This window comes from Streptomyces hirsutus, assembly GCF_001418415.1.
Taxonomy (GTDB): domain Bacteria; phylum Actinomycetota; class Actinomycetes; order Streptomycetales; family Streptomycetaceae; genus Streptomyces; species Streptomyces hirsutus.
Window position 1 is genome coordinate 1 of record NZ_LIQT01000065.1, and the last position, 22,659, is coordinate 22,659.

The window sequence follows — 22,659 nt, forward strand, 5'->3', positions numbered from 1 at the left end:
GTGGGGGGCGGTGGCCCCGTCTGTCCCACGGCTGACGCATGCGGGAAGGACGGGGCAGGGCGGCGGACATGCGCGGGGCGGGACGGCCCCGGGCGGCCGGCGCTCACGCGAACGGGCGGGGCGGTCCCTGCGGGGCTTGTGCCGTACGGCGCGACAGCCCCGCCCGGCGGGTCACTTGCGGTAGCGGTCTCCGTGCCGGCTGACTAGCTGCTCGTCGAGGTAGGCGACGGACTCGGGGGCCATGTCGGCGGTCGGTACCGGCTCGGGGATGAAGGTCCCGTACGGGTCGCTGCCGCGCACCAGAGTGGCGGTGTCGGTGGTGCCCTCCTCCCGCTTGAAGGGCTTCATGTAGCGGACGGCGATGCCGATGCGCCGCTCGTCGCTGTGGCTCGGCCCCGAGCCGTGGAAGATGAACTGGTGGTGCAGCGAGAACTGCCCGGGCCGGAGCTGGATCAGCGTGGCGTCGTTCTCGTCCACCTCGACGGCGATCTCCTGCCCCTGGGAGAGCATGTTGGAGCCGTCGCTGTTGAAGGTGTGCTCGGCCTCCTTGGTGTGGGTGCCGGCGACCACCTTCAGGCAGCCGTTCTCCACCATGCTGGGCGCCAGCGCGATCCAGGCGGTGATGATCTCCCCGCCCTTCGGGATGCTGGAGAACGGGGCGTCCTGGTGCCAGGCCACATATCCGGGGTGGTGCGGGTTCTTGATGAAGAAGGAGGAGCCCCAGCAGTAGAGGTCGGGGCCGAGAAGGCTCTCGACCACGTCCAGCACGGGCTCCAGCCGGATCAGCTCGTTGACCCAGGGGAGCACCAGGTGGGCCTTCGAGCGCAGGATGGCTGAGCCGCGTTCGCCGTATTCGGCCTCGAACGCCTCCAGCTTCGCACGGTAGGAATCCGCCTGATCGGCCGTCATGGCATCCAGCGGGAACAGGAAGCCGTTCCGGCGGTAATCGTCGACCTGGCCCGGGGACAGGGCCCCGGTCGTCGCTGTGGTCATGGAACACACCTCTCTCTGGTGGGGTTCTGGCCGTGCCGAAGGGACCCGCCCGGGTCGACGGGCGGTGAAGCCGCCCTCGACGGGCCGGGTGGACGGACGGTGAAACCGCATGCGACCGCCCGGGTCAACGGGCCGTGAAGCCGCCGTCGATCGGCAGGGTCACGCCGGTGATGTACGAGGCGGCGTCCGAGGCGAGGAACGCGATACCGTTCGCGACCTCCTCGGGCTCGGCGAACCTGCCGCCGAGGAGCCGGTCCCGCAGGCGTTCCTGCGGCTGCGGGATGCCCCGGTCGGCGATCCGTGTGGTCATCGTCAGTCCGGGACAGACTGCGTTGACCCGCAGACCGCGGTCCGCGAACTCGGCGGCCAACTGCCGGGTGAAGCCCAGCAGTCCTGACTTGGTGGTGGCGTAGCCCAGCGCCGCCGGGTTGGCGGCCAGAGCGTGTGTCGACGAGACGTTCACGACCGACCCGCCGCGCGGTGCCGCGAGCAGCGCAGGCAGCAGTGCCCGGGTGAGCAGGTAGGCACTGGTGAGGTTGCGGGCGAGGTCCCGGTCCCACTGTTCCGGGTCCAGGTCCTGGATCGAACGCCGGCTGTTGACCCCGACGTTGTTGACCAGTCCCTTGATCACGATCCCGGACTCGTCCACCGCCCGGGGGATCCGCTCTACGTCGGACCGGTCGGTGAGGTCGGCCTCGACAACGGTGCAGGCGGCACCCGAACCGGCCAGACGTGCGGCGAGTTCGGTCAGACCGTCGGCGTCGATGTCGATGGCCAGGACGTGCGCACCGAGTCCGCCGAGCACCTCGGCGGTCGCGGCGCCGATTCCGGCGGCGGCTCCCGTGACGACGACTCCCAGGCCGTCGAATCCGGACTTTTCCAGCATGCGGTCACCCCCTTGGAAGGAAGGACGGGCAAAGGTCGGTCGATGCGGTCGACGCGGCTCGCATCGACCCGACAAGAAATCCAGTCATCCGCTTCTCCGAATGAATCAGCTGCAACGTACATGGCTCCCCGCGGTCGCACCAGAGGCGTGCAGCAACCTTTTCAAGGGCCTTCCAGCCCTTTTCTGTCGACCAAAAGGACCTCGACAGCACCATTGCGCCCCCTGCCGACCGGCCCTATCCTCCAGTCATCCTGATCAGCGGATGAATCTTCAGAGCTTCGGTCGCACCCCCGCCCTGCGGCCGCCTCACCGCCGGAGCCGACCGTTCAAGGGTCGGAAGAGAAGGAGGCGCAGATGCGTCTTGGAGTCTTCGACGGGAACCGCCTCGCGGTCTCGACGGACACGGAAGTCATCGATGTGACGGACCTGGTCCCGGGCCCCGACACACCACAGGGCCCGCTGCAACGGCTGTTGGAGCAGGACCTCGGTCACGTCCTTGCCGCCCCGGAGGCACTGCGCGACTCCCCCCGGATCGACCCGGAGAAGGTGGCCTGGTCCGCCCCCCTGCCCCGGCCGCACAAGATCATCGGCGCGCCGGCCAACTACCGGGCGCACGTGGCCGAGATGAACAACCCGAACACCATCGCCGAGTGGGGTCTGTTCCTGAAGGCCGCGTCCTCCGTCATCGGCCCGGACGAACTCGTCAGGCTCCCCTACAGCGACGTGCGCACCGACCAGGAGGCCGAACTCGGAGTCGTCATCGGCAGGCGGGCCCGCAACGTGAGCCGGGAGGAGGCACTCGACTACGTCTTCGGCTACACCTGTGTCCTGGACATCACCATCCGCTCGACCGAGGACCGTTCCACCCGCAAGTCCTTTGACACCTTCACTCCGATCGGCCCGTTCGTCGTCACCAGGGACGAGGTCGGCGACCCCGACGACCTGGAACTGCGCTGCTGGGTCAACGACGAGTCGCGTCAGCACAGCCGGACCTCCCTGATGATCTACAGTGTGCCGCGGCTTATCGAGTACGCCAGTTCCGTGATGACCCTCATGCCCGGCGACGTCATCGCCACCGGCACCCCGGAAGGCGTGGGCCCACTGGCCGACGGCGACCGCATCGCCATGGAGGTCGAGAAGGTCGGACGCCTGGAGGTGGGCGTGACCGCCGACGGCGCACTCCCGTACGTCTCCCGCCTGGGCCGCGGCACGAACTGATTCCCCGGGGCCGGGGCCCCGCCACGAGCGGCCAGGGAGCCGTGACGCCGCGGCGGGCACCGGCCCGGGAAGCCGGCCGCCGCAACTGTCAATCCCCTCGGATAGTGGAGACCTTCCTATGCAGCCAGCTCCTCGGTGAGGGCGGCTCGGTAGTCGTGTTCGTAGTCGATTGGGCTTTTGAACCCGCACACGCTGTGTAGCCGACGCGTGTTGTAGAAGTCGGTGATCCAGGTCGCGATCCTGATCCGGGCCTCGGTGCGGGTAGTGAAGGTGTGCCGGTGGACGTACTCGACCTTCAAGACGCTGTTGAACGCCTCGCTGACGGCGTTGTCGAAGCAGGAGCCGACGCGTCCCATGGACCGGAAGACGCCCAGCCTGCGGCAGGCCCGGCGGAACCTCCGTGAGGTGTATTCGCTGCCGCGGTTGCCGTGGAAGATCACGCCACGGACGTCCCCGCTGCGGGTCGCGGCGGCCATGTGCAGCGCGGCGACGACCAGGTCGGCGTCGTGGCGGGCGCCCATCGCGTAGCCCAGCAGGCGCCGAGAGAACAGGTCGATGACCGTGGCCAGATACAGCTTGCCCTCTCCGGTGACGATCTCCGTCATGTCCCCGCACCAGACCAGGTCGGGCTCCTCGGCGGTGAAGTCGCGGTGCACGAAGTCCGGGCTCGCCGGCCGTTTCCCAGGCCGGGTCAGCCCGCTCCGCCTGCGGACCTTGCGGGCGACGAGGCCGAGCTCGGCCATGAGCTTTGCGATGGTGTTCACCGAGACCCGCCAGCCCTGACGCACCAGCGCGATCCAGATCTTCGGAGATCCGTAGGTGCCGCCGGACTTGGTGAATTCCTCCGTAACCGCTTAGGCCAGCTGTTGGCGGCGTACTTCCCTGCCGGTGGGTTCGCGGTTGCGGTGCTTGTAGAACCACGACTCGCTCACGCCCAAGGCGTGGCAGGCGACGCGGTGCGGGATGCCGTGCTCGGTCCTGAGGTCGCTGATCGCCCCGACGACGGCCGCCGGGTCCCCCACGGCTACTTCACCCACAGGACCATGCAGCGTTTGAGGACTTCACGCTCCATCGCCAGCTCCTTGTTGTCCCGCTTGAGCTGAGCATTTTCCCGTGTCGGTGTCACTGCCACGAGCGCACCGGAATGGCTGATTCCGAGTCGCCGGGTTTCACCTGTTGGCATCTCGCGGTGGGCGATCTCACGCACTTGCCTCAAGACTGGCCGACGCTCCACGAGACGTCCACCAGCGAAGGAGGGGGCAGTGGCTCTGACCGAAGAGCAGGAGATCAAGGTCCCAGGACTGCTCAGCCGGTTCGTCCGGCTGCAGTCGGGTGTGAAGGCGCACTATTCGACCTCGGGTGAGGCCGGTCCGGCTGTCGTGCTGCTGCACGGCGGCATCCCCGGCTCATCGGGCTCCGCGGGTTTTCGCTACATGGCTCCGTTCCTCGGCGCGCAGGGCTTCCGCGTATATTGCCCCGATTTCCCCGGGTTCGGCCTGACCGAGGATCCAGGTCGCTTCTACGCCTACGGGCAGGGCGGACAGGTCGATTACCTGCAGGACTTCGTCAACGCGGTCGCGCTGGACACGTTCTGCCTGGGCGGCAACTCGATGGGCTGCCAGACAAGCGTCAACTACGTCGTGGCGCACCCCGAGCGAGTGGAGCGGTTCGCCGTCATCGCCGGCATGATCGGCGACCTGGTCACCCGCGACGAGATGCGTGCCGTCGACAACCGCGCCAAGCAGGGCCCGCTGCCCGGCAGCGGCGGAACCTACGACGGCTCCGAGACCATGATGCGCGCCATGATCGAGTCCATGGTCGTCGACCGGTCCGGTGTCACCGACGAGCTCGTCAGCATGCGCACCGCGGCCGCCAACCGCAACCGCGACTACTACGACCTCAACATGGGCCGGGTGCTGCGGCCCACCGACCCGAACGAGCTGATCCGGCTCACCACCAAGGGGCGCCTGGACAAGGCGACGATCCCGGGCATCGCGATGTTCGGCGACAGGGACGTCCTGTACGCCGTCGAGGCGGCGCACCTTCAGGAGGACGCCCTGCCGAACGTCCAGTTCTTCTACCCCGAGAACACCGGTCACCAGGGGCAGACCGACCGCCCGGAACTGCACCACCAGGTGTTCCTGGAGTTCTTCCGCGACGGCAAGGTCTCCTGGGAGACCGCCCGGGCCGCGGGCATCTCCACGCGCCGCCCACCGAACCCTGATCTCGTCGGCATCCCGACGGATGCCCCCTTCACCAGCTGATTCACGAAGCGATCGGAACCTGCTCCATCAGCGCGGATCAGCCCAGACCAGCACTGATGAGCCATCGACCACCAAGGAGACCTTCATGACCGCACCGACCGGAGCCGCTGTTCGTGCGCACCACCGCACCTCGCTGGTCGACCGGGCCCGGGAGATCGCTCCCGTCGTCGCGAAGTACGCGGCCGACAACGACGCCCATCGTGTGGTGGCCGACGAGGCCGTCCAGGCCATGGTCGACTGCGGACTCACGCGAGCCCTCCAGCCGGCCCGGTACGGCGGCGAGGAGGCGCACCCGGTCGAGTTCGTCGAGGCCGTCATCGAGGTCGCCAAGTCCTGCACGTCGACCGGCTGGGTTCTGATGCTGCTCGGCGTGCACAACTGGGAGGTCTCGCACATGACCGAGCAGCTGCAGGACGAGCTGTTCGGTGACGACCCGACGACCCTGCTGTCCTCCTCGTACGCGCCCCACGGCACCGCCACCCCCGTCGAGGGCGGCTACATCCTCAACGGTTCGTGGAAGTCCTCCTCGGGCGTCACCCACGCGTCGTGGGTCATCCTCGGCGCCAGCGTGGAGGTCGACGGCAAGCCGCTCATGCACAACTTCGTCGTGCCGCTGGCCGAGGGACGGATCATCGACGACTGGTTCGTGCTGGGCATGCGGGGGACCGGGTCCCGTTCCGTCGAGCTCGACCAGGTCTTCGTCCCCGCGCACCGGGCGCTCGACCGCCAGATTCTGCTGGCCCAGGCCGGTCCCGGTCTGAAGAAGAACGACGGCCCGCTGTACCGCGTGCCACAGGGCTACCTCTACAACCTCGTCGCCGGCGCGCCCGCGCTGGGCGCGGGCTGGGCGTTCTACGAGGAGTACGTCGACCAGCTGAAGAAGTTCACGCGCCGCTTCGACAACGCGAAGCTGAGCGAGGACCGGGTCGAGCTGCTGCGTACGAACGACGTGCGGGTGCGCCTCGACGACCAGCAGAAGGTCGCCCTGCGGATCCTCGATGAGGGCTACCGGCTCGCCGAACTGGGCCAGGTGCCGGGCGACCTCGAGGCCGCGCGGGGGATCTACGACGCCGCACGCACCGCCGAAGCTGCGCTGTACGTCGCCCAGCAGCTGATGCCCACCATGTCGGCGCGGGTGGTGCACGAGCTGAACCCGTTGTCGCGGCTGTACCGGGATCTGATCGTGGCCCGTCAGCACTTCACCCAGAACACCGACTTCGCGGCCGCCACCGCGGCCAACCTCGAGATGGGCAACCCGGCGGCCGCCACCTTCCTGCTCAGCGAAGCCGAGCGCACCGCGGCGGTCGACCGTTCGAAGCGGCTCTATGGCTGACCCTGCCAAGGCAGGCCCGGCTCGTGGGGACTCCCTGGCGTCGGCGCTGAGGCACCGCCCCTTCGTGCAGTTCTGGCTGGGGGCCTTCCTGGCCAGCGCGGGCGGCTGGTTCCAGTCGCTGGCGGTACCGTTCGTCCTCCTCCAGCTCACCGGGAGCGCCTTCTGGGTCGGTCTCGCGACCGCGGCGCAGTTCGTCCCGATCATGGTGCTGGGTCCGTGGGCGGGCGTGGCGGCCGACCGGCTGGACCGCCGCCGGCTGGTCATGGTCACGCAGCTGGCCCGTTCGCTGGTGGCGCTGGCCATGTGCGTGTGCTGGTGGTCGGGCCGGCACGACCCGCTGCTGCTCGTGGGCCTCGCGGTGCTGACGGGGTGCGCCCAGGGCATCTCGATGCCGAGCTGGCAGGCGCTGGTCAACGACTACGTGCCGCGTGAGGCGCTCGACTCGGCCGCGTCGCTGAACACCATCCAGTTCAACCTCGCCCGCTCGCTGGGCCCTGCCGTGGCGGGTCTGGTGCTGTTTTGGGTGGGCCCGGCGGCCGCCTTCTTCGTCAGCTTCGTGATGGTGCTCGTGGTCGTGGTGGTCCTGCTGGTCACCGAACCGGTCAACCCACAGCCGCGACGAGCCTGCAAGGATCGCGTCGCGGACGGTGGTTTCCGTGAGGCGTTGCGCTACACCTGGGGCTCCCCGGGGGTGATGACGGCCCTGACGGTCGTCTTCCTGGTGGGCAGCCTCGGCATGCCGGTCTTCCAACACGTGATCACCTTCGCGGAACAGGTGTTCGACTCCGGTGCGCTCGGCGTGGCCCTCCTCAACCTGGGTCTCGGTGCCGGAACCCTGGCGGGTGTGCCCGTGCTGGGCGGAATGCTGCGGATCATGAGGCGTTCGACCGTCGTGGCGATCGCGATGTGCGGCTACGGCATCGCCTTCGCCGTCTTCGGGCTGGCCCCCAGCCTCCTGACCGCGACCCTCGCCACCGTCGGTGTCGGTGTCTTCTTCCTTCTCGCCCTGTCCGTCGCACAGAACACGATACAGATGCTGGTCGCCGACCGGGTGCGCGGACGGGTGCTGTCCATCAACGTCATCGTCTACACCGGCTCCGTCTCCCTGGGGGCCGCCGTCCAGGGCGGGATCGGGGACTGGCTCGGTCTGAGGGCGACCGTGCTCGGTGCCGCCGCGCTCCTCGTCCTGGCCGCCGCCCTCCTGGCCGTGGGCTCCCATCGCCTGAGCCTGCGCCACCTCAACGGCTCCAGGGACGAGTCGTACGTCTCCGTCACGCCGGAGCCGGCTTCCTCCAGCGCCTCCTCAGGCGCTTCGACCGCTCACGAAAGGACAAGAACCGATGCCTCCTGACGCCTCCGTGCTGTCCACGTCCGCCCCCGAGGCCATCGACCCCCAGGTCATGAGGCAGGTGCTGGGCAACTATCCCACCGGGGTCGCCGTCGTCACCGGACGCGCGCCCGACGGCACACTTCTCGGGATGGTGGTGGGAACGTTCAGCTCCGTGTCGATGGAGCCGCCGCTGGTCTCGTTCATGCCGATGAAGACGTCGCGGACCTTCACCGCACTGCGCGAGTGCGCGTCCTTCTGTGTCAATATCCTGGCCGCCGACCAGAGCGACGTGTGCGGGTCGTTCATGCGGCCCCCGGAGGAGAAGTTCCGCGGCCTGCGGTGGCGTGCCGCGCCCGACGGCGCTCCCATCATCGAGGGCGTGACCGCCTGGATCGAATGCACCTGGGCCGATGTCATCGAGGTAGGCGACCACTACTTCGTGCTCGGCGCCATCCAGTCGCTCGCCGCCGAGCGCGAATGTCTGCCGCTGCTGTTCTTCCAGCGTGGGTACGGCCGCTTCACGCCGGGCCTGCTGATGACCTCCGACCACCGTTCCCTCGCCGCGGCCGTCGGCGTCGCCGAACGCGGTCGCCTGGAGCTGGAGCATCTGGCCTCGGAGCTGGGCGCGGAGGTGAGCCTGCTCGCGCCGCTCGGCGACGAGTTCGCGTTCGTGGCCACGGCCGGCTCCTCCGGCGGAACCTCCTCGCCCCCTCCCGGAACCCGGCTGCCCTTCGCTCCGCCCCTGGGAATGCTGTTGGTCGGGCATCCCGGGGCTCCCTCGGCCGGGCAATGGCTCGACCGTGTGCCGGCTTCGGCACCACAGGTGCGGGAGGCCGCCGCCGTCCAACTGCGCCGGACCCAGGAGCGCGGCTGGTCCCTGACCCTGCACGGTCCGCTCGCGACCGCACTGCTCGACGAGCTCGTCGACGCGTTCAGCGAGCCGGCACGCACCCCGGACAACGAACGGCGTCTGCTGGAGGCGCTGCGCCGGATGACGGCGTTCCACGAGCCGGAGCAGATCGTGCCCGACCGGTCGTACAACGTTCTGCAGGTGTCGGTGCCGGTCTGTGACGCCGATGAGAACGTTGTTCTCGTCCTGCGCCTGTCCGGGCTCCCGGGAAGCTCCTCAGGGGCCGAAATCATCGCCTTCGTCGACCGGCTGCGCCTGTCCGCGAGGGCCATCGAACGGACATTGACCCCCGTTTTGTGACAGCGGCCACCTGGTGGCACAGCAGGATCGAGCCAACCGCTGTGATACAGCCAACGTGTGGCCTCACTTCACCTCGCGGGAAGGTGACCGTCTTATCGATCGCGTCTCGGCCGCCTGGTGATCCAGGTCCGGGACGCGACCGGAGAAGAGGATGTTCGATGGATGTGTTGGCTGAAGTCCGGTCGTCCAGAATGACCGGTCTCCAGATCCGCGCCGTGGCAGTCGCGATGGCGTTGATCATCATGGACGGCTTCGAGATCGCGATGATGGCGTTCACCGCCAAGCCGATGGCGGACGCGTGGGGCGTGAGTGATGCGACGCTCGGGATCGTGCTCAGCGCGAGCCTCTTCGGTATGGCCGCGGGTGCGATCCTGTTCAGCCCGGTCGGTGACCGCCTCGGCCGCCGACCGCTGACGACCATCTCGGTGACCATCGTGCTGGTCGGCATGGTGCTCGCCGTGGTGGCCCCGAACGTGGCCGTCCTGATCGTGGCCCGGTTCATCACCGGGTTCGGCATCGGAGCGATGTCGCAGCTCAACGCGTACGTCTCGGAGTTCGCCTCCGATCGCCGTCGCGGAACGGTGGTCGGGATCTACGCCACCGGGTTTCCGATCGGTGCCACCCTGGCCGGCGTAGCCGCGAGCCTGCTCGTCGAGCCGGCCGGCTGGAAGTCGATGTTCGTGGCCGGTGCGGTCCTGGCTCTCGTCATGCTCGTCGTGTCATGGGCGTTCCTTCCGGAGTCGATCGACTTCCTGGTGGCCCGCCGTCCCAAGAACGCCCTCGAACGGGTCAACACCGTCCTCAACAAGATGGGGCGGCCAAGCCTGAAGGAGTTGCCCGAAGTGACCGAGGGCGAGCGTGCCCACCTCGGTGTCTCCGCGGTCTTCGCCGGTGCCACCGGGCGCAAGACGCTCGTACTGTGGCTCGGCTACGCCTGCCTGATGGCGTCCTACTACTTTGCGAACTCCTGGATTCCCAAACTGGCCGCGGAGGCGACCGGTGACGATCAGATGGGCACCACGGTCGGCTCGTTCCTCAACTTCGGCGGCATCTTCGGCAGCCTGCTCTTCGCGGCAGTCGCGATACGGGTGCTGCCGAGGAGGATCCTGCAGGTCGCCATGGCCCTCAGCGTGGTCGGCACCGTTGCCTACGGGGCCACGTTCGGTGTCGCCTGGCTCGCCGTCGTCCTGGGAGTCCTCCTGGGAGTTCTCGCGGTCGCCGCGGTGGCCGGCTTCTACGCCGTGGCACCCGAGGTCTACCCGGCGGCGCTGCGCGGCACCGGTGTCGGCTGGATGCTCGGTGTCGGACGGCTGGTGTCGATCGTCTCGCCGATCAGCATCGGTTACCTCCTTGACGGCGGCTGGTCCGCGGGGAGCCTGTTCTACCTGATGGCTGTACCCCTCGCGATCGGCACGGTCTGCATCATCGTCCTGGGCCGACTGCAGAAGGGAGATGCGGGCAAAGTCCACCGGGCGCAGGTGCCGGCGAGCCCGTCCCCCGTCTCCTGATCGGACTTCCGAATCCGTCACGCGGTGCCCGGCCGGACTCCCGGCCGGGCACCGCGTGGGTTGTGGTGATGCCGGCGTCGCGACGGGCGCGGCGCGACGGCCTCTCAGGAACAACCGTGCGGGAACTCCGCCTCCATGTCCCAGTGGACGTCCTGGAGCCCGTAGTCCTCCGCGAGCTCGCGGGCGCGGATGAACCGGCCGGCCACCAGACGCGCGGTGCGCAGCACCGCTCCGTCCGTCCTGGCCTTGTCGATGCGACTGCTCGGTGCCGAGACGCTGACCGCGGCGATGGGGCGACCGTTCACCAGGACCGGAGAGGCGATGGCGCCCTCGCCCATGGTGTATTCCTCGTGCGTGTAGGCGAGGCACGTCTCGTGCGTCAGCTGCAGTTGCGCCCGCAGCCGTCCGGCGTGCATCACGGTGTGCCGCGTGCGGCGGGAGAGCTCGAGGTGCTGCGCGATCACACGGTCGCGGTTCGCGGCGTTGACGAAGGCGAGCATCGCCTTGCCCGATGCCGTCGTCAAGGCGTCTTCCCGTACGCCGACCACGGAGGAGGCGATGCTGCTCCGTGAACTCGTGACCTGGTCGATCAGGATGACGTCGGAGCCGTCCAGGACCGACAGACCCACCGCCGCACCGAGCTCGAGGAAGAGATCACCCAGCAGCGGAGCCGCGACCTCCCTCAGACCGTGGGGACGCGCGTGGACGAAGTGGTTTCCGAGTTCGAACATGCGTATGCCGAGCCGGTAGCTGTTCCCGCTCCGGATGACGTGACCGCTCTTGGTGAGCTGGACGAGGATGCGGAAGGCGGTCGACTTCGGGATCCCGGTCCGCTGTGCCAGTTCGGTGACACTGACGGTGTGCCCGGCCTCGAGGAAGGCATCGAGGAGAGCCAGGGCCCGGCTGACCGCGACACTCGGTTTGACGCGGAAGGAAGCTTCGAGAGGATCCGAGCCTCCGCCCGCATGCTCGTCAGTCATGGTCAACTTCCTTCCCTCCCCCGACGCCGTACGGGCGCACACCGATGTCCGACCGATGATTTCCCGACGGAGGACAACCCGCAAGGCCTCGAGTGCCCTGGTCAGCCCGATCCCAAGGAACGGCGTACGGATCGCCGGTCTCGGAGAACGAACCCCGGATTCGCGACTCCACGCCGTCGGAGGACGCGGAACGCAGGGCAGGGAAAGCGATGCGTCAGCGCACGGAGCGGAGCCGGGCCCGGAACCCTGCCGACGCGTCCGTGCCGCGGACCACCCCCGCTGACCGACGGGGCCGACGCGGACTCAACGACCGGCCGGCTCGACGGCGAGCCGTGCCTGCCAGCGGTAGAGGTCCCCCCGGTACCAGCTGTGCAGGCAGTCGAGCGGTCCGGAGGGCGAGCGCAGGACCCGCTCGGCGAAGAGGACGGCGGCGCCCAGCCCGATGTTCAGCCGGTCCGCGACCTCCACGTCCGCGAGTCGCGCGGACAGGGTCTGCTCCGCTTCGCTCATCTCGACGTTCTCCCGGCGCAGGAGGCTCATCAGCCCTTCCTCCGCGAGCTCGGCACGGCCGAGAACCGCCGCGACGGTGGGACCGACGTAGTGGACCGAGTACACGAAGGGCTGATCCCCCCACAGCCGCCTGGTGCGATAGACGGTGCCCGTCTCGGCGTCCGTGCCGAGGGCCTGCCGCACGCTCGCGGGGAACCGGACGTCCTCCTCGACGTGGACGTCGAGGACCTTCAGCTGTGGCGTACCGCGGATCAGATCGCCGATGGACCCCACGAAGCCGCGTGCCGCAGGGTCGTCCCCGGAGCCTCGGACGTACGTACCGCTCCCCTGTCGCCGGATGAGCTGACCACGCGCGACCAGCTCACCGACCGCTCTGCGGACGGTCGCCTTGCTGACGCCGAACTCCGCCACCAGTTCGTCCTCCGTGGCGAACCGGGAGCCGGGCGCGTAACCGCCCTGGCCGATCCGCTGGGAGAGCACCGCGAAGATGCGCTGGTAGAGCGGCGCCGGTATCGGCGTGAACGTCATCTCGGTCCCCCTTCTCGGTCCGGCCCCCGGCCCGGGGCCCGGTCAGCCTGCCGTGCCGGCCACCGGAACAGCGGCACACCGCGATTCCGGGCAGGGAGGTACGCGCACGCCCCGATCGGACCGGTGTCCCTCAGGTGCCACGTTCAGCTCCTCTTCGGCCTGTGCCACTGTGCAGCACCCTGGCCACGGCCCTGCGAAGACACCGACCCTAGTCTATTCATACGGAAGTGCGGATGACAGTGACTGATGGGGTGGACGCGGTGCTTCTCGAGAAAATGCGGTTCGACGGCCAGGGCGTCGTGGTCACCGGCGCGGCCGCGGGGATCGGCGCGGCGACGGCCCGCGCCTTCGCGGAGCTGGGGGCGTACGTCATCGCGGTCGACCGCGACAGCGAACGGCTCCCGGCGCTCGCCGAGAGCCTCGGCGACGCCCAGCACACGCTGGTGACCGCGGATGTCACCTGCGCCGGCCACATCGACCGGATCGTCCGGGCGGTGGCGTCCAGCGGCGTACCCCTGAAGACGTTGGTCAACAACGTCGGCGTCAACGACAAACTGGCAGCCTCGGACACCACCCGAGAGCGCTGGCACCGTGCCCTCGACCTCAACCTGAGCGCGAACGTCTTCCTCACCCAGGCACTGCTCGACCCGCTGCTGGAGTGCCCGACCGGCGGAAGCGTCGTCAACGTCTCCTCGGCCCACGGACTGGTCGGCATGCCCGGCGCCGCCAGCTACGCGACCTCGAAGGCCGGACTGATCGGATTCACCAAGCAGCTGGCCGCAGAGCACTCCGCAGCCGGCCTCCGGGCCAACGCGGTCTGCCCGGGCCTGACGCTCACCGAACGGATCACCGAACGCGGTGCCCTCCCCGAGGATCAGCGTGATCGCCTCCTCGGGCGGCGCTTCGCCGAGCCCGGCGAGGTCGCCTCGTGCATCGCCTTCCTGGGCTCCGACGCCGCGTCCTACCTCACCGGCGCCGTCCTGCCGGTGGACGGCGGCTACACCGCACGCTGACGACGGACCCCCGGCCGACCCGATCGGGCCGCGGACCGGCACCGCGCCCATGACGGAATGCCGGTCCGCGGCCCGTCAGACGGTCGGCATGCCCATACGGTTCCCGTACGGCAGCGCGCCGGCGGCCGAGACGGTCACGGCGAGCCGGCCGACCCGCTCGATCTCGACGACGATCTCGTCCCCGTCGGCAAGGGGGCCGACCCCCTCCGGGGTGCCGGTGGCGATCACGTCACCCGGCTGCAGGGTCATCACGGAGCTCGCGTACGCGATGAGCCGGCGGACACCGTAGATCATCCGGCTGGTGTTCGAGTCCTGGCGCAGCTCCCCGCCGACCCAGCACCTCAGGGCGAGGTCGTCCGGGTCGCCGACCTCTTCGGGGGTGACGACGAGCGGGCCGAGGGGCGTGAACGTGTCGTAGGACTTCCTGGTCGAGCGGTCCTCGGTCGAGCGGGTCGTGATGTCGAGGACGCAGGTGTAACCGAAGACGTAGTCCAAGGCATCCGACGCCGACACGTGCCGGGCCTCCTTCCCGATGACGACCGCGAGCTCGCCCTCCTGGTCGGTGCGCACGTCGGTGTAGGGCAGCTCGACCGTCCGACCCGGCCCGATCACGGACGTACTGGCCTTGAGGAAGACACCCCACTCCACGATCGTGTTCGGGTTGCCCATCTCCGCGACGTGAGCGCGATAGTTCGCCGGCGCACCGATGACCTTCCGCGGGAACGGCAGTGGCGCGTCCCAGGCCGCACCGCCGACGTCGACCGCCGGGGCGCTGCGCACCTCGGCGGCGCTCAGCGGCCGACCGCGCTCGATCAGCCTCTGGAGCGGGCCGGCCGGACCGGCCGGCGGGCCTGCCAGGGCGGTGACGTCGTGGGCCGCGCCGTCCGGCAGGACGGCGATGAGGCGGTCGTCGAGTACTCCGAAGCGCATCCGGACTCCTTGTGGGCTGGTGTGAGTGGGGGTCAGATCCAGGACCCGGGCCCGGGACCTGTCGAGGCGCGCCCGGCCGGCCGGGCGACGAGGGCCGCCGCGTGGCCCGGGCGATCCGGCCGGCGGGCGACGTCGTCGCCGGGCAGGCGGGACGGCTCGGCGAGTGCCCCGTCGCTCAGGGCCCCGACAGCACCGAGGAACACCGCCGTGCGCGGTTCCTTCCCGGTGCGGGTCCCGGCGAGATCGGTGGACGGAGGCACACCTGCGGAGCCTAGGCACCGATCAGCACGCCCACCTGAACACGATGCCACCTGGTGACACAGCCGCATGGCTCGCTCCCCGCGACACGAAGGACTCTTCTGGGCACCACCCTCCCCACCTCTGGAGGAACAGCTTGAGTACGACAGCCGAAAGCCGTGCAGCGGCGAGCACCGGTCCGAACTTCGCGGTTCCGGGAGAACCCGACGCCGCCTTCTACGGGCGTCTGGGCGAGGCCCATCTCGCCCCCCTGTGGCGTGTCCCCGGCACCGACGCTCCGGAGCCGGTGGTCACCGACGTTCCCCACGTCTGGCACCGACGCGACGTCATGGCGCTCATGGACGAGGCCGCCACGGCGGTCGACCTGGGCGGTGAGTCCGATCGCCGCGCCCTCAACGCCGTCAACCCCGCGCGCCGCAAGGGCACCACGCACACGATGATCGCCGGCTACCAACTCGTCCTGCCCGGCGAGACAGCCCCCGCGCACCGGCACACGCCGTCCGCGATCCGGCTCATGCTCTCCGGCTCCGGCCACACCATGGTCGAGGGAGAGCCGATGCGGATGAACCCGGGCGACCTCATCCTGACCCCCGGCTGGACCTGGCACGATCACCGCAACGACGGCGACGAGCCCATGCTCTGGCTCGACGCGCTCGACGTCCCGTTCGTGCAGACGATGAACGCCCAGTTCTACGAGGACTTTCCCGGCAAGCAGCTCCAGCCGCTCACCCAGGCCGAGGACGCGAGCACCAACCGGTACGGCACCGGGATGGTTCCGTACGGCACCCGCTCCGGGACATTGCACTCGCCACTGACCAAATACCCGTACGCCGCGACGAAGGAGGCCCTCGCCAAACTGCGGGTGGACGAGGGCTCCCCGGAGCACGGGGTCGAATTGGAGTTCACCAACCCCCTCACCGGCGGGCCGGTCCTTCCGACGATGACCTGCGGGATGCACCTGGTGCCCGCCGGCAACGCCGCGATCACGCGCCGGCACACCTCGAGCGTCATCTTCTGCGCCGTCGAGGGGGCCGGCCACACGGTCATCGACGGTGAGCGCTTCGACTGGGAGCAGCACGACTTCCTCGCGATCCCGTCCTGGTCGACGTACCGGCACGTCGCCGACGACGGAACCGACGCGGTTCTCTTCAGCATGAACGACCGGCCCCTGTACGAGCCGTTCGGGCTCTACCGCGAAGAGCGGGAGGACCAGTCATGACCGCACCTGACACGATTGTCGTCGTGGGCGGGGGAATCGGCGGCGTGAGCGCCGCCGTCGCCCTCGCCAAGCGCGGGATGGAGGTCACCGTCCTGGAGCGCGCCCCCGAGATCAAGGAGATCGGCGCCGGCCTCCAGCTCGGCCCGAACGCCGGGCGCGTCCTCCAGGACCTCGGCGTCATGGACGCCGTCCTGCGCACCGCGGTTCTCCCGCACCGCTTCGTCCTGCGCGACATCTACACGGGCAACGAGATCTACCAGGCCACGATGGGCAAGGAGTTCGTGCAGCGGTACGGCGCCCCGTACACCGTCATCCACCGCGCCGACCTGCTCGACGCGCTGCTGGAGGTCGCCCTCGCCACCGGCAACGTCGAGGTCGTGACCGGCAAGGAGGTCGTCGCCGTCGAGCAGACCGACACCGCCGCGCGCGTCCAGTGCGCCGACGGCAGCACCTATCGGGGCGACGCCGTCATCGGCGCCGACGGCCTGCGCTCGGCCGTACGCAGGCTGACGCTGGACGGCTCCGAGCCGATCCGGTCGGAGTACGTCATCTATCGCGGTCCCGGGCCCCGGCCGGAGGGCACCGAGGACGCCGTCATGCTCTTCGCCGGCGACGAGATCCACCTCATGCAGTACCCCGTCCAGGGTGGCGAGCTGCTCAACCGGGTGCTCTCCTTCCGTAGCCGCACGGCGGCACCCGGCAGTGAGGAATGGGCCACCCGCGAGGAGCTCTTCGAGCGGTTCGCGAACACCTGCGACCACATCAAGGAGTCGCTGCACACTCTCGACCTGGAGACCAGATGGGTGCAGTTCGACCGCAAGCCGATGGCCGGCTGGAGTGACGGCCGCATCACCCTGCTCGGCGATGCCGCGCACCCGATGCGGCAGTACCTCGCGCAGGGCGCCGGTCAGGCCATGGAGGACGCGGTCGTGCTCGCCGACGCTCTGGGAAGCGGCGCTGCGGACGTCCCGGCCGCCCTCGCGAAGTACGAGGAGATCCGCTACCCGCGCACCAGCGCGGTGCAGGAGAACACCCGGTTCTTCGGCGAGATGGTCCACCTCGGCGGCGCCGGTGCCATCCTGCGCGACGCCTACCTCGGCACGCTCGCCAACAACGACTACTCCCTGGCCCAGTGGCTCTACGGCACCGACGGCGTCGCACCGCCGAGGGTGCCCGGCCACATGGACATCTACTCCAAGAGCTGAAGGCGGCTGACGATCCTCTGATGAGCAAGCTCAACCTGACCATCGCGGCCACCAACTACGACCGCCTGCGCGCTCTGCAGGACGGACGGGTGCGGGCCGAGGGCATCGACCTCAACTACCTGACCCTCCCGGTCGAGGAGATCTTCCACCGCCAGATCAAGCACCACGAGTTCGACCTGAGCGAGATGAGCCTGTCGTCGTACGTGCTCACGCTGGAGCAGGGCGCGCCGTTCGTCGCCGTTCCCGCCTTCCCGTCACGTTACTTCCGGCACCAGTCGATGTTCGTCAACCGCAACAGCGGCATCGCCTCACCGGCCGACCTGAGGGGCAAGCGCGTCGGCCTGCCCGAGTACCAGATCACCGCGGGTGTCTGGCAGCGCGGCATGCTGGAGGACGAGTACGGCGTCGCCGTCGAGGACATGCGGTTCTTCACCGGAGGCGTCGAGGACAGGGGCCGCAGCGAGAAGATCCGGCTCGACCTGCCCGAGGGCATCTCCGTGCGGCCCATCGGTCCCGAGCAGACGCTCTCGCAGATGCTCGCGGCCGGTGAGCTCGACGCGGTCTTCAGCGCCAGCACGCCGTCCAGTTTCCACACCAGCCCCGACGTGACCCGGCTCTTTCCGGACTACAAGGCGGTCGAGGCCGACTACTACCGGCGCACCGGGATCTTCCCGATCATGCACGTGGTGGCGATCAGACGTGATGTCGTCGAGACGAACCCGTGGGTGCCGCTGTCGCTCTTCAAGGCGTTCGAGCAGTCGCTCGCCCTGGCCCGGGAGGACCTCGAGTACCGCAGTTCACTCAAGCTGATGCTGCCGTGGCTGGCCCATCACCTCGAGGAGACCGTCGAGGTGATGGGCGAGGACTTCTGGAAGTACGGGGTGGAGGCCAACCGCCAGACCCTGGAGACGTTCCTGCGCTACTCCAGGCGTCAGGGACTCGCCAAGCGGAAGTGGAGCCCGGAGGAGCTTTTCGCCCAGACCACCACCGCCGCCGGCTTCACGGTCTGACCAGGATCGCTGTCAGCTCGGCGAGGTCGTCGACCTCGTCGAGCCGGCCGAGCAGTTCGAGGGCGTCGTCGGCACGGGCCGGCTCGAGTATCCCGGTGAAGCACCAGTTGGCACGGAACTTGGCCTCGATCCGGGCCGCGCTGAGCGGGGACGAGAGCGGGTTGCCCGTGGCCGTGTCGCGACTGGCGGTCAGGGACGTACCGTCCCGCAGCCCGACCGTGAGAGTCGCTGCCTCGGGGGTCGCCATCGGACGGCCACCCGTGATCGAGACGCGGTCGGCCAGCGCCGCGACGGCGGGGTCGCCGACCGCCTCCTCGGTGTATTCCGCCAGAGCCGCCCGGCCGCGGAGCAGGGCGCTGGCCGCGGCGTACCTCAGACTGAAGATCGCGTGCCCCTGCGGGTTCCGGCCGGGGGCGAACGGCTGGTCCAGCGGTGAGTCGACGTGCATCGGCGCGACGTCGAGGTGGATCCGGCCGATCTGCCGGGCGTCCGCGCCGGCCTCACGGAGCCGGGCGGAGATCTCGAGCGCGCAGTCGATCGCCGAGTGGGTGAAGCGGCATGAGGGGTAGGGCTTGAAGGTCGCGTCACCGTGGAAGACGGCGCCGAGACCATCCGCCAGGACGTCCAGGTCGACGCCGTCGCAGTACATGTCGATGTAGCCGTTCGGACCGAAGAACGGATCGGGGCTGCCGGTCCAGCCGTGAGCCGCGAGCTCCGCCGCCTCGATGCCGTCGCGGGCGGCCAGGCCCTGGGCCAGCTTGAAGGTGTGGGCGCCGGCGTCGATCGCCTGGAAGGTGCCGCCGAGCTGGTGGAGCACGATCCCGAACGCGTCGCGCAGCCGGAGTTCGTCCAGGCCGAGGAGCCTGCCGGCGATCGCTGCGACGCCGAACTTGTTGACCAGCCCCGGGCTGTCCCAGCCGGCTCCGGGGACGTACGTCGCTCCCGCCGTGAGCCGGGCGGCCAGGTCGTCGCCGAGAACGAGGGCGGTGATCAGCTCACGACCGGACGCGCCGGTGCTCTCCGCCATCGCGAGGGCGGCCGGCACGGTGGACTCGGAGATGTGCGACCAGACCGGTGTGGTGCCGATGTAGGGGATGAGCACGCCGAAGTCGTTGCCGCGGGCCGCGATGGCGTTCGCGAACGCGGCCGGGGCGGTCGGGAGGCGCTCTCCGCCGGGCAGGACCGTGGCGCCGGGCCTTCCGCCCCGAGCGACGAGGAGGCTGCGCAGTTCAGGGCTGCCGGCGGTGTCCGCACCGCCGATGACGCAGCCGACGATGTCGGTGATCCGCTGCTTCGCGTGCCGGACGGTTGCCGCGGGGAGGTCCTCGAAACGCGTGCGCGTCACGGCGGCGAGGATCGCCGCCGTGACCTCGGAGGGGACGGGCGCCGTCATATCCGGCTCCCCGTGCGGGCACCGTCGAGGGTCGCGTGGACCAGTCGGCGGGGTGCCAGGGCATCCCCCACGCGATAGAACTCGCCGGCGGTCTCGGGGAAGGGCACCGGCGTGGAGGTGGTCACGAAGACCACCGCGTCGACTTGCCCGATCGAGCTGATCCGGCCGCTGAAGACGTCGCGCAGCTCAGGCTCCACCCCTGCCTTGTGGAACCGGGTGACCGGCCGGATGTCGACCTGCTTCTCGTGGAGCCGCTTGGTGAGCAGGTGGAGGATGGACGGCTCGGCGCTCTGCCCGGGGAGCAGGCACTCCGAGATCAGCGTGACGCTCCTGCCCGCCTGGGCGAGGTAATCGGCCGCCGCCAGCGGGGCGACGTGGTCGTTGAGCCCGCCCACGACCAGCACCCGGTCACCGATCCGGTCGAGGTCCTCCTCCAGCAGCGAGAGCCCGGAGTAGACCGGCACGTCGTCGATCCCGGCCATGTCGGGGATGTCGGGCACCGAGCCCGTGGCCACGACCAACGCGTCGGCACCGTACGCGGCGATGTCCCCGGGCCCGACCTCGCGGCCGAGCTGCACCTCGACGCCCGCCTCGTGGACCTCGCGGACCAGGTCGCCGAGCAGGTTGGCCATCTCCTTGCGGAACGGGTCGCTCACGAGGGTCGCGATCTTGCCGCCGAGCCGGTCGGACCGTTCGGCGAGCACGACGTCGTGCCCGCGCTGAGCGGCGGTCCTGGCGGTCATCAGACCGGCCGGGCCGCCGCCGATGACGAGCACTTTCTTGCGGCGGACGGGGTCGGGCAGGTCGAGCTCGTCCTCCCGGCCGGCCCAGGGGTTGACCGGGCAGGAGGAGGCGCGGTCGGGGTAGTGGCACTCGTTGATGCCGATGCATTGGTGGATCCGGTCGGCACGCCCGCCGGCGGTCTTCCGGATGAAGTCGGGGTCGGCCAGCAGCGCCCGGGTGGTGCCGATCAGGTCGCAGACGCCCTCCTCGAGGAGCCGCTCCATCAGCTGGGGGCTGTTCATCCGGCCGGTCAGGCCCACCGGGATCGAGACGGCGGCCTTGACGGCCGCCGCGGCCTCGGCGTTGAAGCCGGGCTCGAAGAGGGTGGAGGCGACGTACGGGAGAACGACCCCGTCGTGCAGCGCCATGATCGTGCCGGCGGTGATGTTGACGTAGACGAGGTCCTTCTCGACCGCCTTGACGATCCGGCAGATCTCCTCGGTGGTGAGCCCGTCGGTCTCGGCCTGGTGGCCGCTGATCCGCATCGCGATCGGGAAGTCGGGGCCGCATGCCTCGCGGATCGCCGCGATCGTCTCGACGAGGAACCGTGTCCGGTTCTCCAGCGAGCCGCCGTACTCGTCGGTGCGACGGTTGGTGGTGCGGGAGAGGAACTGCTCGATCAGGTAGCCGTGGGTGGCGTGGATCTCGACGCCGTCGAGGCCGGCCCGCTGGACGCGGGAGGCCGCGCGTGCGAAGAGACGCACGACCCGCTTGACCTCGCTGGTGGACAGCTCGTGCGGCTGGGCTCGCACCTGTGGGTCGGGCAGGCCGCTGGGAGACACCATCGCCTGGAACGTCTCGGGCAGCCGGATCGCGCCCCGGTTGGCGACCTGGCCGAAGGCGACCCCGCCGTGCCGGTGCACGATCTCGGCGCGAGCCCGGAGCGACGGTAGGAGGCGCTCGTCGTAGTAGGCGTCGCCCTCCTCGGTCTCGGCGTCCGGACCGTTGTCGATGTCGTGGACGCCGACATGGTCGAGGTGCCCGGTGTCCACGAAGGCGAGGGTGGAGATGGCCTCGTGGAGCACCGGGATCCCGACCAGCCCGACGCCGCCGGCCACTCGGGTCTCGAGGTACTTGAGGTAGCGCTCCTCGCTCAGCTTCGGGTTGTGCGTGGTGAGCATGATCCGGTTCGGGATCGTGAAGCTCCCGACCGTGACCGGGGAGAGCAGGCGGCTGTAGGCAGCGTCGGGCATGGGGGTCTTCCGTCCTTTACGCGGTGAGGTCCTACGACGTCGTCCGAAGGCGCGTCACATCGTGGTCCGGTAGCGGTCACCGTGGAGTCGCACCAGCTGGTCGTTGCGGTAGGCCACCGCTGCCGGGTCCATGTCGGAGGACGGGACGGGCTCGGGGATGAAGGCGTTGTACGGGTCCTCGCCGCGTACGAGCGTGGCGTAGTCGGTGGGCTCGCCCTCGCGCTCGTACGGCGCCATGTAGCGCACCGCGATGCCGACGCGGCGCTGGTCGGAGCGGCTCGGGGCCGAACCGTGGAAGATGAACTGGTGGTGCAGGGAGAACTCCCCCGGCTCCAGGACGAGCGAGGTGGCGTCGTCCTCGTTCACCTCGACGGCGATCTCCTGGCCCTGCGAGAGCAGGTTGTCCGTGCCTTCGACGAAGGAGTGCGGCGCCTGCTCGGTGTGCGTGCCGGCCACGACCTTGAGGCAGCCGTTCTCGGGGATGCTGGGGGCCAGGGCGATCCAGGCGGTGAGCATCTCCCCGCCCGCGGGGATGTTGGAGAACGGCGCGTCCTGGTGCCAGGCGACGAAGCCGGGGTGGTGCGGGTCCTTGATGAAGAACGACGAGCCCCAGCAGTAGATGTCGGGGCCGATGATGCTCTCGACCACGTCCAGCACCGGGTCGAGCCGGATGATCTCGTTGACCCAGGGCAGCACCAGGTGGGACTTGGAGCGGAGGACGGAGCCGGCCTGCGGCCCGTGCTCGGCCTCGAAGGCCTCCAGCCGAGCCCGGTAGGACGCCGCCTGCTCGGCGCTCATGGCGCGCATCGGGAAGAGGAAGCCGTCGCGTCGGTAGTCCTCGACGCGGGACTCGGCGAGTGTTGCAGTCATGGATGAGCCCCTATTCATGCGTAGT

Annotated in this window: 20 protein-coding genes and 1 pseudogene; 10 read left to right on the forward strand and 11 right to left on the reverse strand. The window is 69.6% G+C overall.

The features are described from left to right. Positions 1-171 precede the first annotated feature (171 nt). Both AOK11_RS05645 and AOK11_RS05650 read right to left on the reverse strand, forming a co-directional pair. The gene (locus tag AOK11_RS05645; protein WP_055592519.1) at positions 172-993 is read right to left on the reverse strand and encodes a phytanoyl-CoA dioxygenase family protein; all 822 of its coding nucleotides are present in this window, start codon (positions 991-993) and stop codon (positions 172-174) included. Between the two features lie 124 nt (positions 994-1,117). Next, positions 1,118-1,879, reverse strand: a complete 762-nt coding sequence (locus tag AOK11_RS05650; protein WP_055592520.1) for an SDR family NAD(P)-dependent oxidoreductase — start codon at positions 1,877-1,879, stop codon at positions 1,118-1,120. 354 nt (positions 1,880-2,233) lie between these two features. Here AOK11_RS05650 and AOK11_RS05655 point away from each other — a divergent pair, with 354 nt between their 5' ends. Next, positions 2,234-3,097, forward strand: a complete 864-nt coding sequence (locus tag AOK11_RS05655) for a fumarylacetoacetate hydrolase family protein (protein WP_055592521.1) — start codon at positions 2,234-2,236, stop codon at positions 3,095-3,097. A 116-nt stretch (positions 3,098-3,213) separates the two neighbouring features. Here the strand turns inward: AOK11_RS05655 and AOK11_RS05660 are convergent. Together AOK11_RS05660 and AOK11_RS43820 are read right to left on the reverse strand one after the other, a co-directional pair. Beyond that, a pseudogene (locus AOK11_RS05660) lies at positions 3,214-3,936 on the reverse strand (IS3 family transposase); the annotation flags it as partial. Positions 3,937-3,951: 15 nt separating this feature from the next. Next, positions 3,952-4,119: a hypothetical protein gene (locus tag AOK11_RS43820; protein WP_206188784.1), complete on the reverse strand. Its 168-nt coding sequence runs from the start codon at positions 4,117-4,119 to the stop codon at positions 3,952-3,954. A gap of 240 nt (positions 4,120-4,359) precedes the next feature. Here AOK11_RS43820 and AOK11_RS05665 point away from each other — a divergent pair, with 240 nt between their 5' ends. The 5 genes from AOK11_RS05665 (at position 4,360) to AOK11_RS05685 (ending at position 10,742) form a co-directional block, all read left to right on the forward strand. Then, a complete protein-coding gene (locus tag AOK11_RS05665) occupies positions 4,360-5,361 on the forward strand; it encodes an alpha/beta fold hydrolase (RefSeq protein WP_055592523.1) in 1,002 nt (333 codons plus the stop codon). A gap of 85 nt (positions 5,362-5,446) precedes the next feature. After that, positions 5,447-6,694 carry an acyl-CoA dehydrogenase family protein gene (locus AOK11_RS05670; protein ID WP_055592524.1) on the forward strand — a complete coding sequence of 416 codons (1,248 nt, stop codon included), beginning with the start codon at positions 5,447-5,449 and terminating at the stop codon, positions 6,692-6,694. Next, positions 6,687-8,045 (forward strand): MFS transporter, encoded by a 1,359-nt coding sequence (locus tag AOK11_RS05675; RefSeq protein ID WP_079034654.1) that lies wholly within the window; start codon positions 6,687-6,689, stop codon positions 8,043-8,045. The genes AOK11_RS05670 and AOK11_RS05675 overlap by 8 nt, the downstream gene beginning before the upstream one ends. Next, the gene (locus AOK11_RS05680) at positions 8,035-9,234 is read left to right on the forward strand and encodes a flavin reductase family protein (protein WP_055592526.1); all 1,200 of its coding nucleotides are present in this window, start codon (positions 8,035-8,037) and stop codon (positions 9,232-9,234) included. The genes AOK11_RS05675 and AOK11_RS05680 overlap by 11 nt, the downstream gene beginning before the upstream one ends. A 191-nt stretch (positions 9,235-9,425) precedes the next feature. Next, positions 9,426-10,742 carry an MFS transporter gene (locus AOK11_RS05685; protein WP_055592527.1) on the forward strand — a complete coding sequence of 439 codons (1,317 nt, stop codon included), beginning with the start codon at positions 9,426-9,428 and terminating at the stop codon, positions 10,740-10,742. Between the two features lie 104 nt (positions 10,743-10,846). Here AOK11_RS05685 and AOK11_RS05690 read toward each other — a convergent pair whose 3' ends face one another. After that, the gene (locus AOK11_RS05690; RefSeq protein ID WP_055592528.1) at positions 10,847-11,722 is read right to left on the reverse strand and encodes an IclR family transcriptional regulator; all 876 of its coding nucleotides are present in this window, start codon (positions 11,720-11,722) and stop codon (positions 10,847-10,849) included. A gap of 303 nt (positions 11,723-12,025) precedes the next feature. Then, positions 12,026-12,760: a GntR family transcriptional regulator gene (locus tag AOK11_RS05695; RefSeq protein ID WP_055592529.1), complete on the reverse strand. Its 735-nt coding sequence runs from the start codon at positions 12,758-12,760 to the stop codon at positions 12,026-12,028. Between the two features lie 233 nt (positions 12,761-12,993). Between AOK11_RS05695 and AOK11_RS05700 the strand changes: the two genes are divergently transcribed. Further along, positions 12,994-13,773, forward strand: a complete 780-nt coding sequence (locus AOK11_RS05700) for an SDR family NAD(P)-dependent oxidoreductase (protein WP_079034655.1) — start codon at positions 12,994-12,996, stop codon at positions 13,771-13,773. Between the two features lie 75 nt (positions 13,774-13,848). On the opposite strand, the gene AOK11_RS05705 is transcribed toward AOK11_RS05700, so the two are convergent. After that, positions 13,849-14,703, reverse strand: a complete 855-nt coding sequence (locus AOK11_RS05705; protein ID WP_055592530.1) for a fumarylacetoacetate hydrolase family protein — start codon at positions 14,701-14,703, stop codon at positions 13,849-13,851. Between the two features lie 32 nt (positions 14,704-14,735). Beyond that, the gene (locus AOK11_RS05710; RefSeq protein WP_055592531.1) at positions 14,736-14,963 is read right to left on the reverse strand and encodes a hypothetical protein; all 228 of its coding nucleotides are present in this window, start codon (positions 14,961-14,963) and stop codon (positions 14,736-14,738) included. 134 nt (positions 14,964-15,097) lie between these two features. Here AOK11_RS05710 and AOK11_RS05715 point away from each other — a divergent pair, with 134 nt between their 5' ends. Genes AOK11_RS05715 through AOK11_RS05725 form a run of 3 tightly spaced genes read left to right on the forward strand, consistent with a single transcriptional unit; the run spans position 15,098 to position 18,395 of the window. Then, the gene (locus AOK11_RS05715; RefSeq protein ID WP_055592532.1) at positions 15,098-16,180 is read left to right on the forward strand and encodes a cupin domain-containing protein; all 1,083 of its coding nucleotides are present in this window, start codon (positions 15,098-15,100) and stop codon (positions 16,178-16,180) included. Then, a complete protein-coding gene (locus tag AOK11_RS05720) occupies positions 16,177-17,385 on the forward strand; it encodes an FAD-dependent oxidoreductase (RefSeq protein WP_055592533.1) in 1,209 nt (402 codons plus the stop codon). The genes AOK11_RS05715 and AOK11_RS05720 overlap by 4 nt, the downstream gene beginning before the upstream one ends. A gap of 20 nt (positions 17,386-17,405) precedes the next feature. After that, entirely contained in the window at positions 17,406-18,395 is a 990-nt protein-coding gene (locus AOK11_RS05725) for a PhnD/SsuA/transferrin family substrate-binding protein (protein WP_055592534.1), read from the forward strand. Here the strand turns inward: AOK11_RS05725 and AOK11_RS05730 are convergent. The 3 genes from AOK11_RS05730 to AOK11_RS05740 are packed head-to-tail and all read right to left on the reverse strand — an operon-like array spanning position 18,385 to position 22,634. After that, the gene (locus AOK11_RS05730; protein ID WP_055592535.1) at positions 18,385-19,788 is read right to left on the reverse strand and encodes an MmgE/PrpD family protein; all 1,404 of its coding nucleotides are present in this window, start codon (positions 19,786-19,788) and stop codon (positions 18,385-18,387) included. The genes AOK11_RS05725 and AOK11_RS05730 overlap by 11 nt on opposite strands. Then, positions 19,785-21,764 carry an FAD-dependent oxidoreductase gene (locus AOK11_RS05735; protein WP_055592536.1) on the reverse strand — a complete coding sequence of 660 codons (1,980 nt, stop codon included), beginning with the start codon at positions 21,762-21,764 and terminating at the stop codon, positions 19,785-19,787. Before AOK11_RS05735 ends, AOK11_RS05730 begins: the two co-directional genes overlap by 4 nt. A 54-nt stretch (positions 21,765-21,818) precedes the next feature. Next, positions 21,819-22,634 (reverse strand): phytanoyl-CoA dioxygenase family protein, encoded by an 816-nt coding sequence (locus AOK11_RS05740; protein ID WP_055592537.1) that lies wholly within the window; start codon positions 22,632-22,634, stop codon positions 21,819-21,821. Between the last annotated feature and the right edge of the window lie 25 nt (positions 22,635-22,659).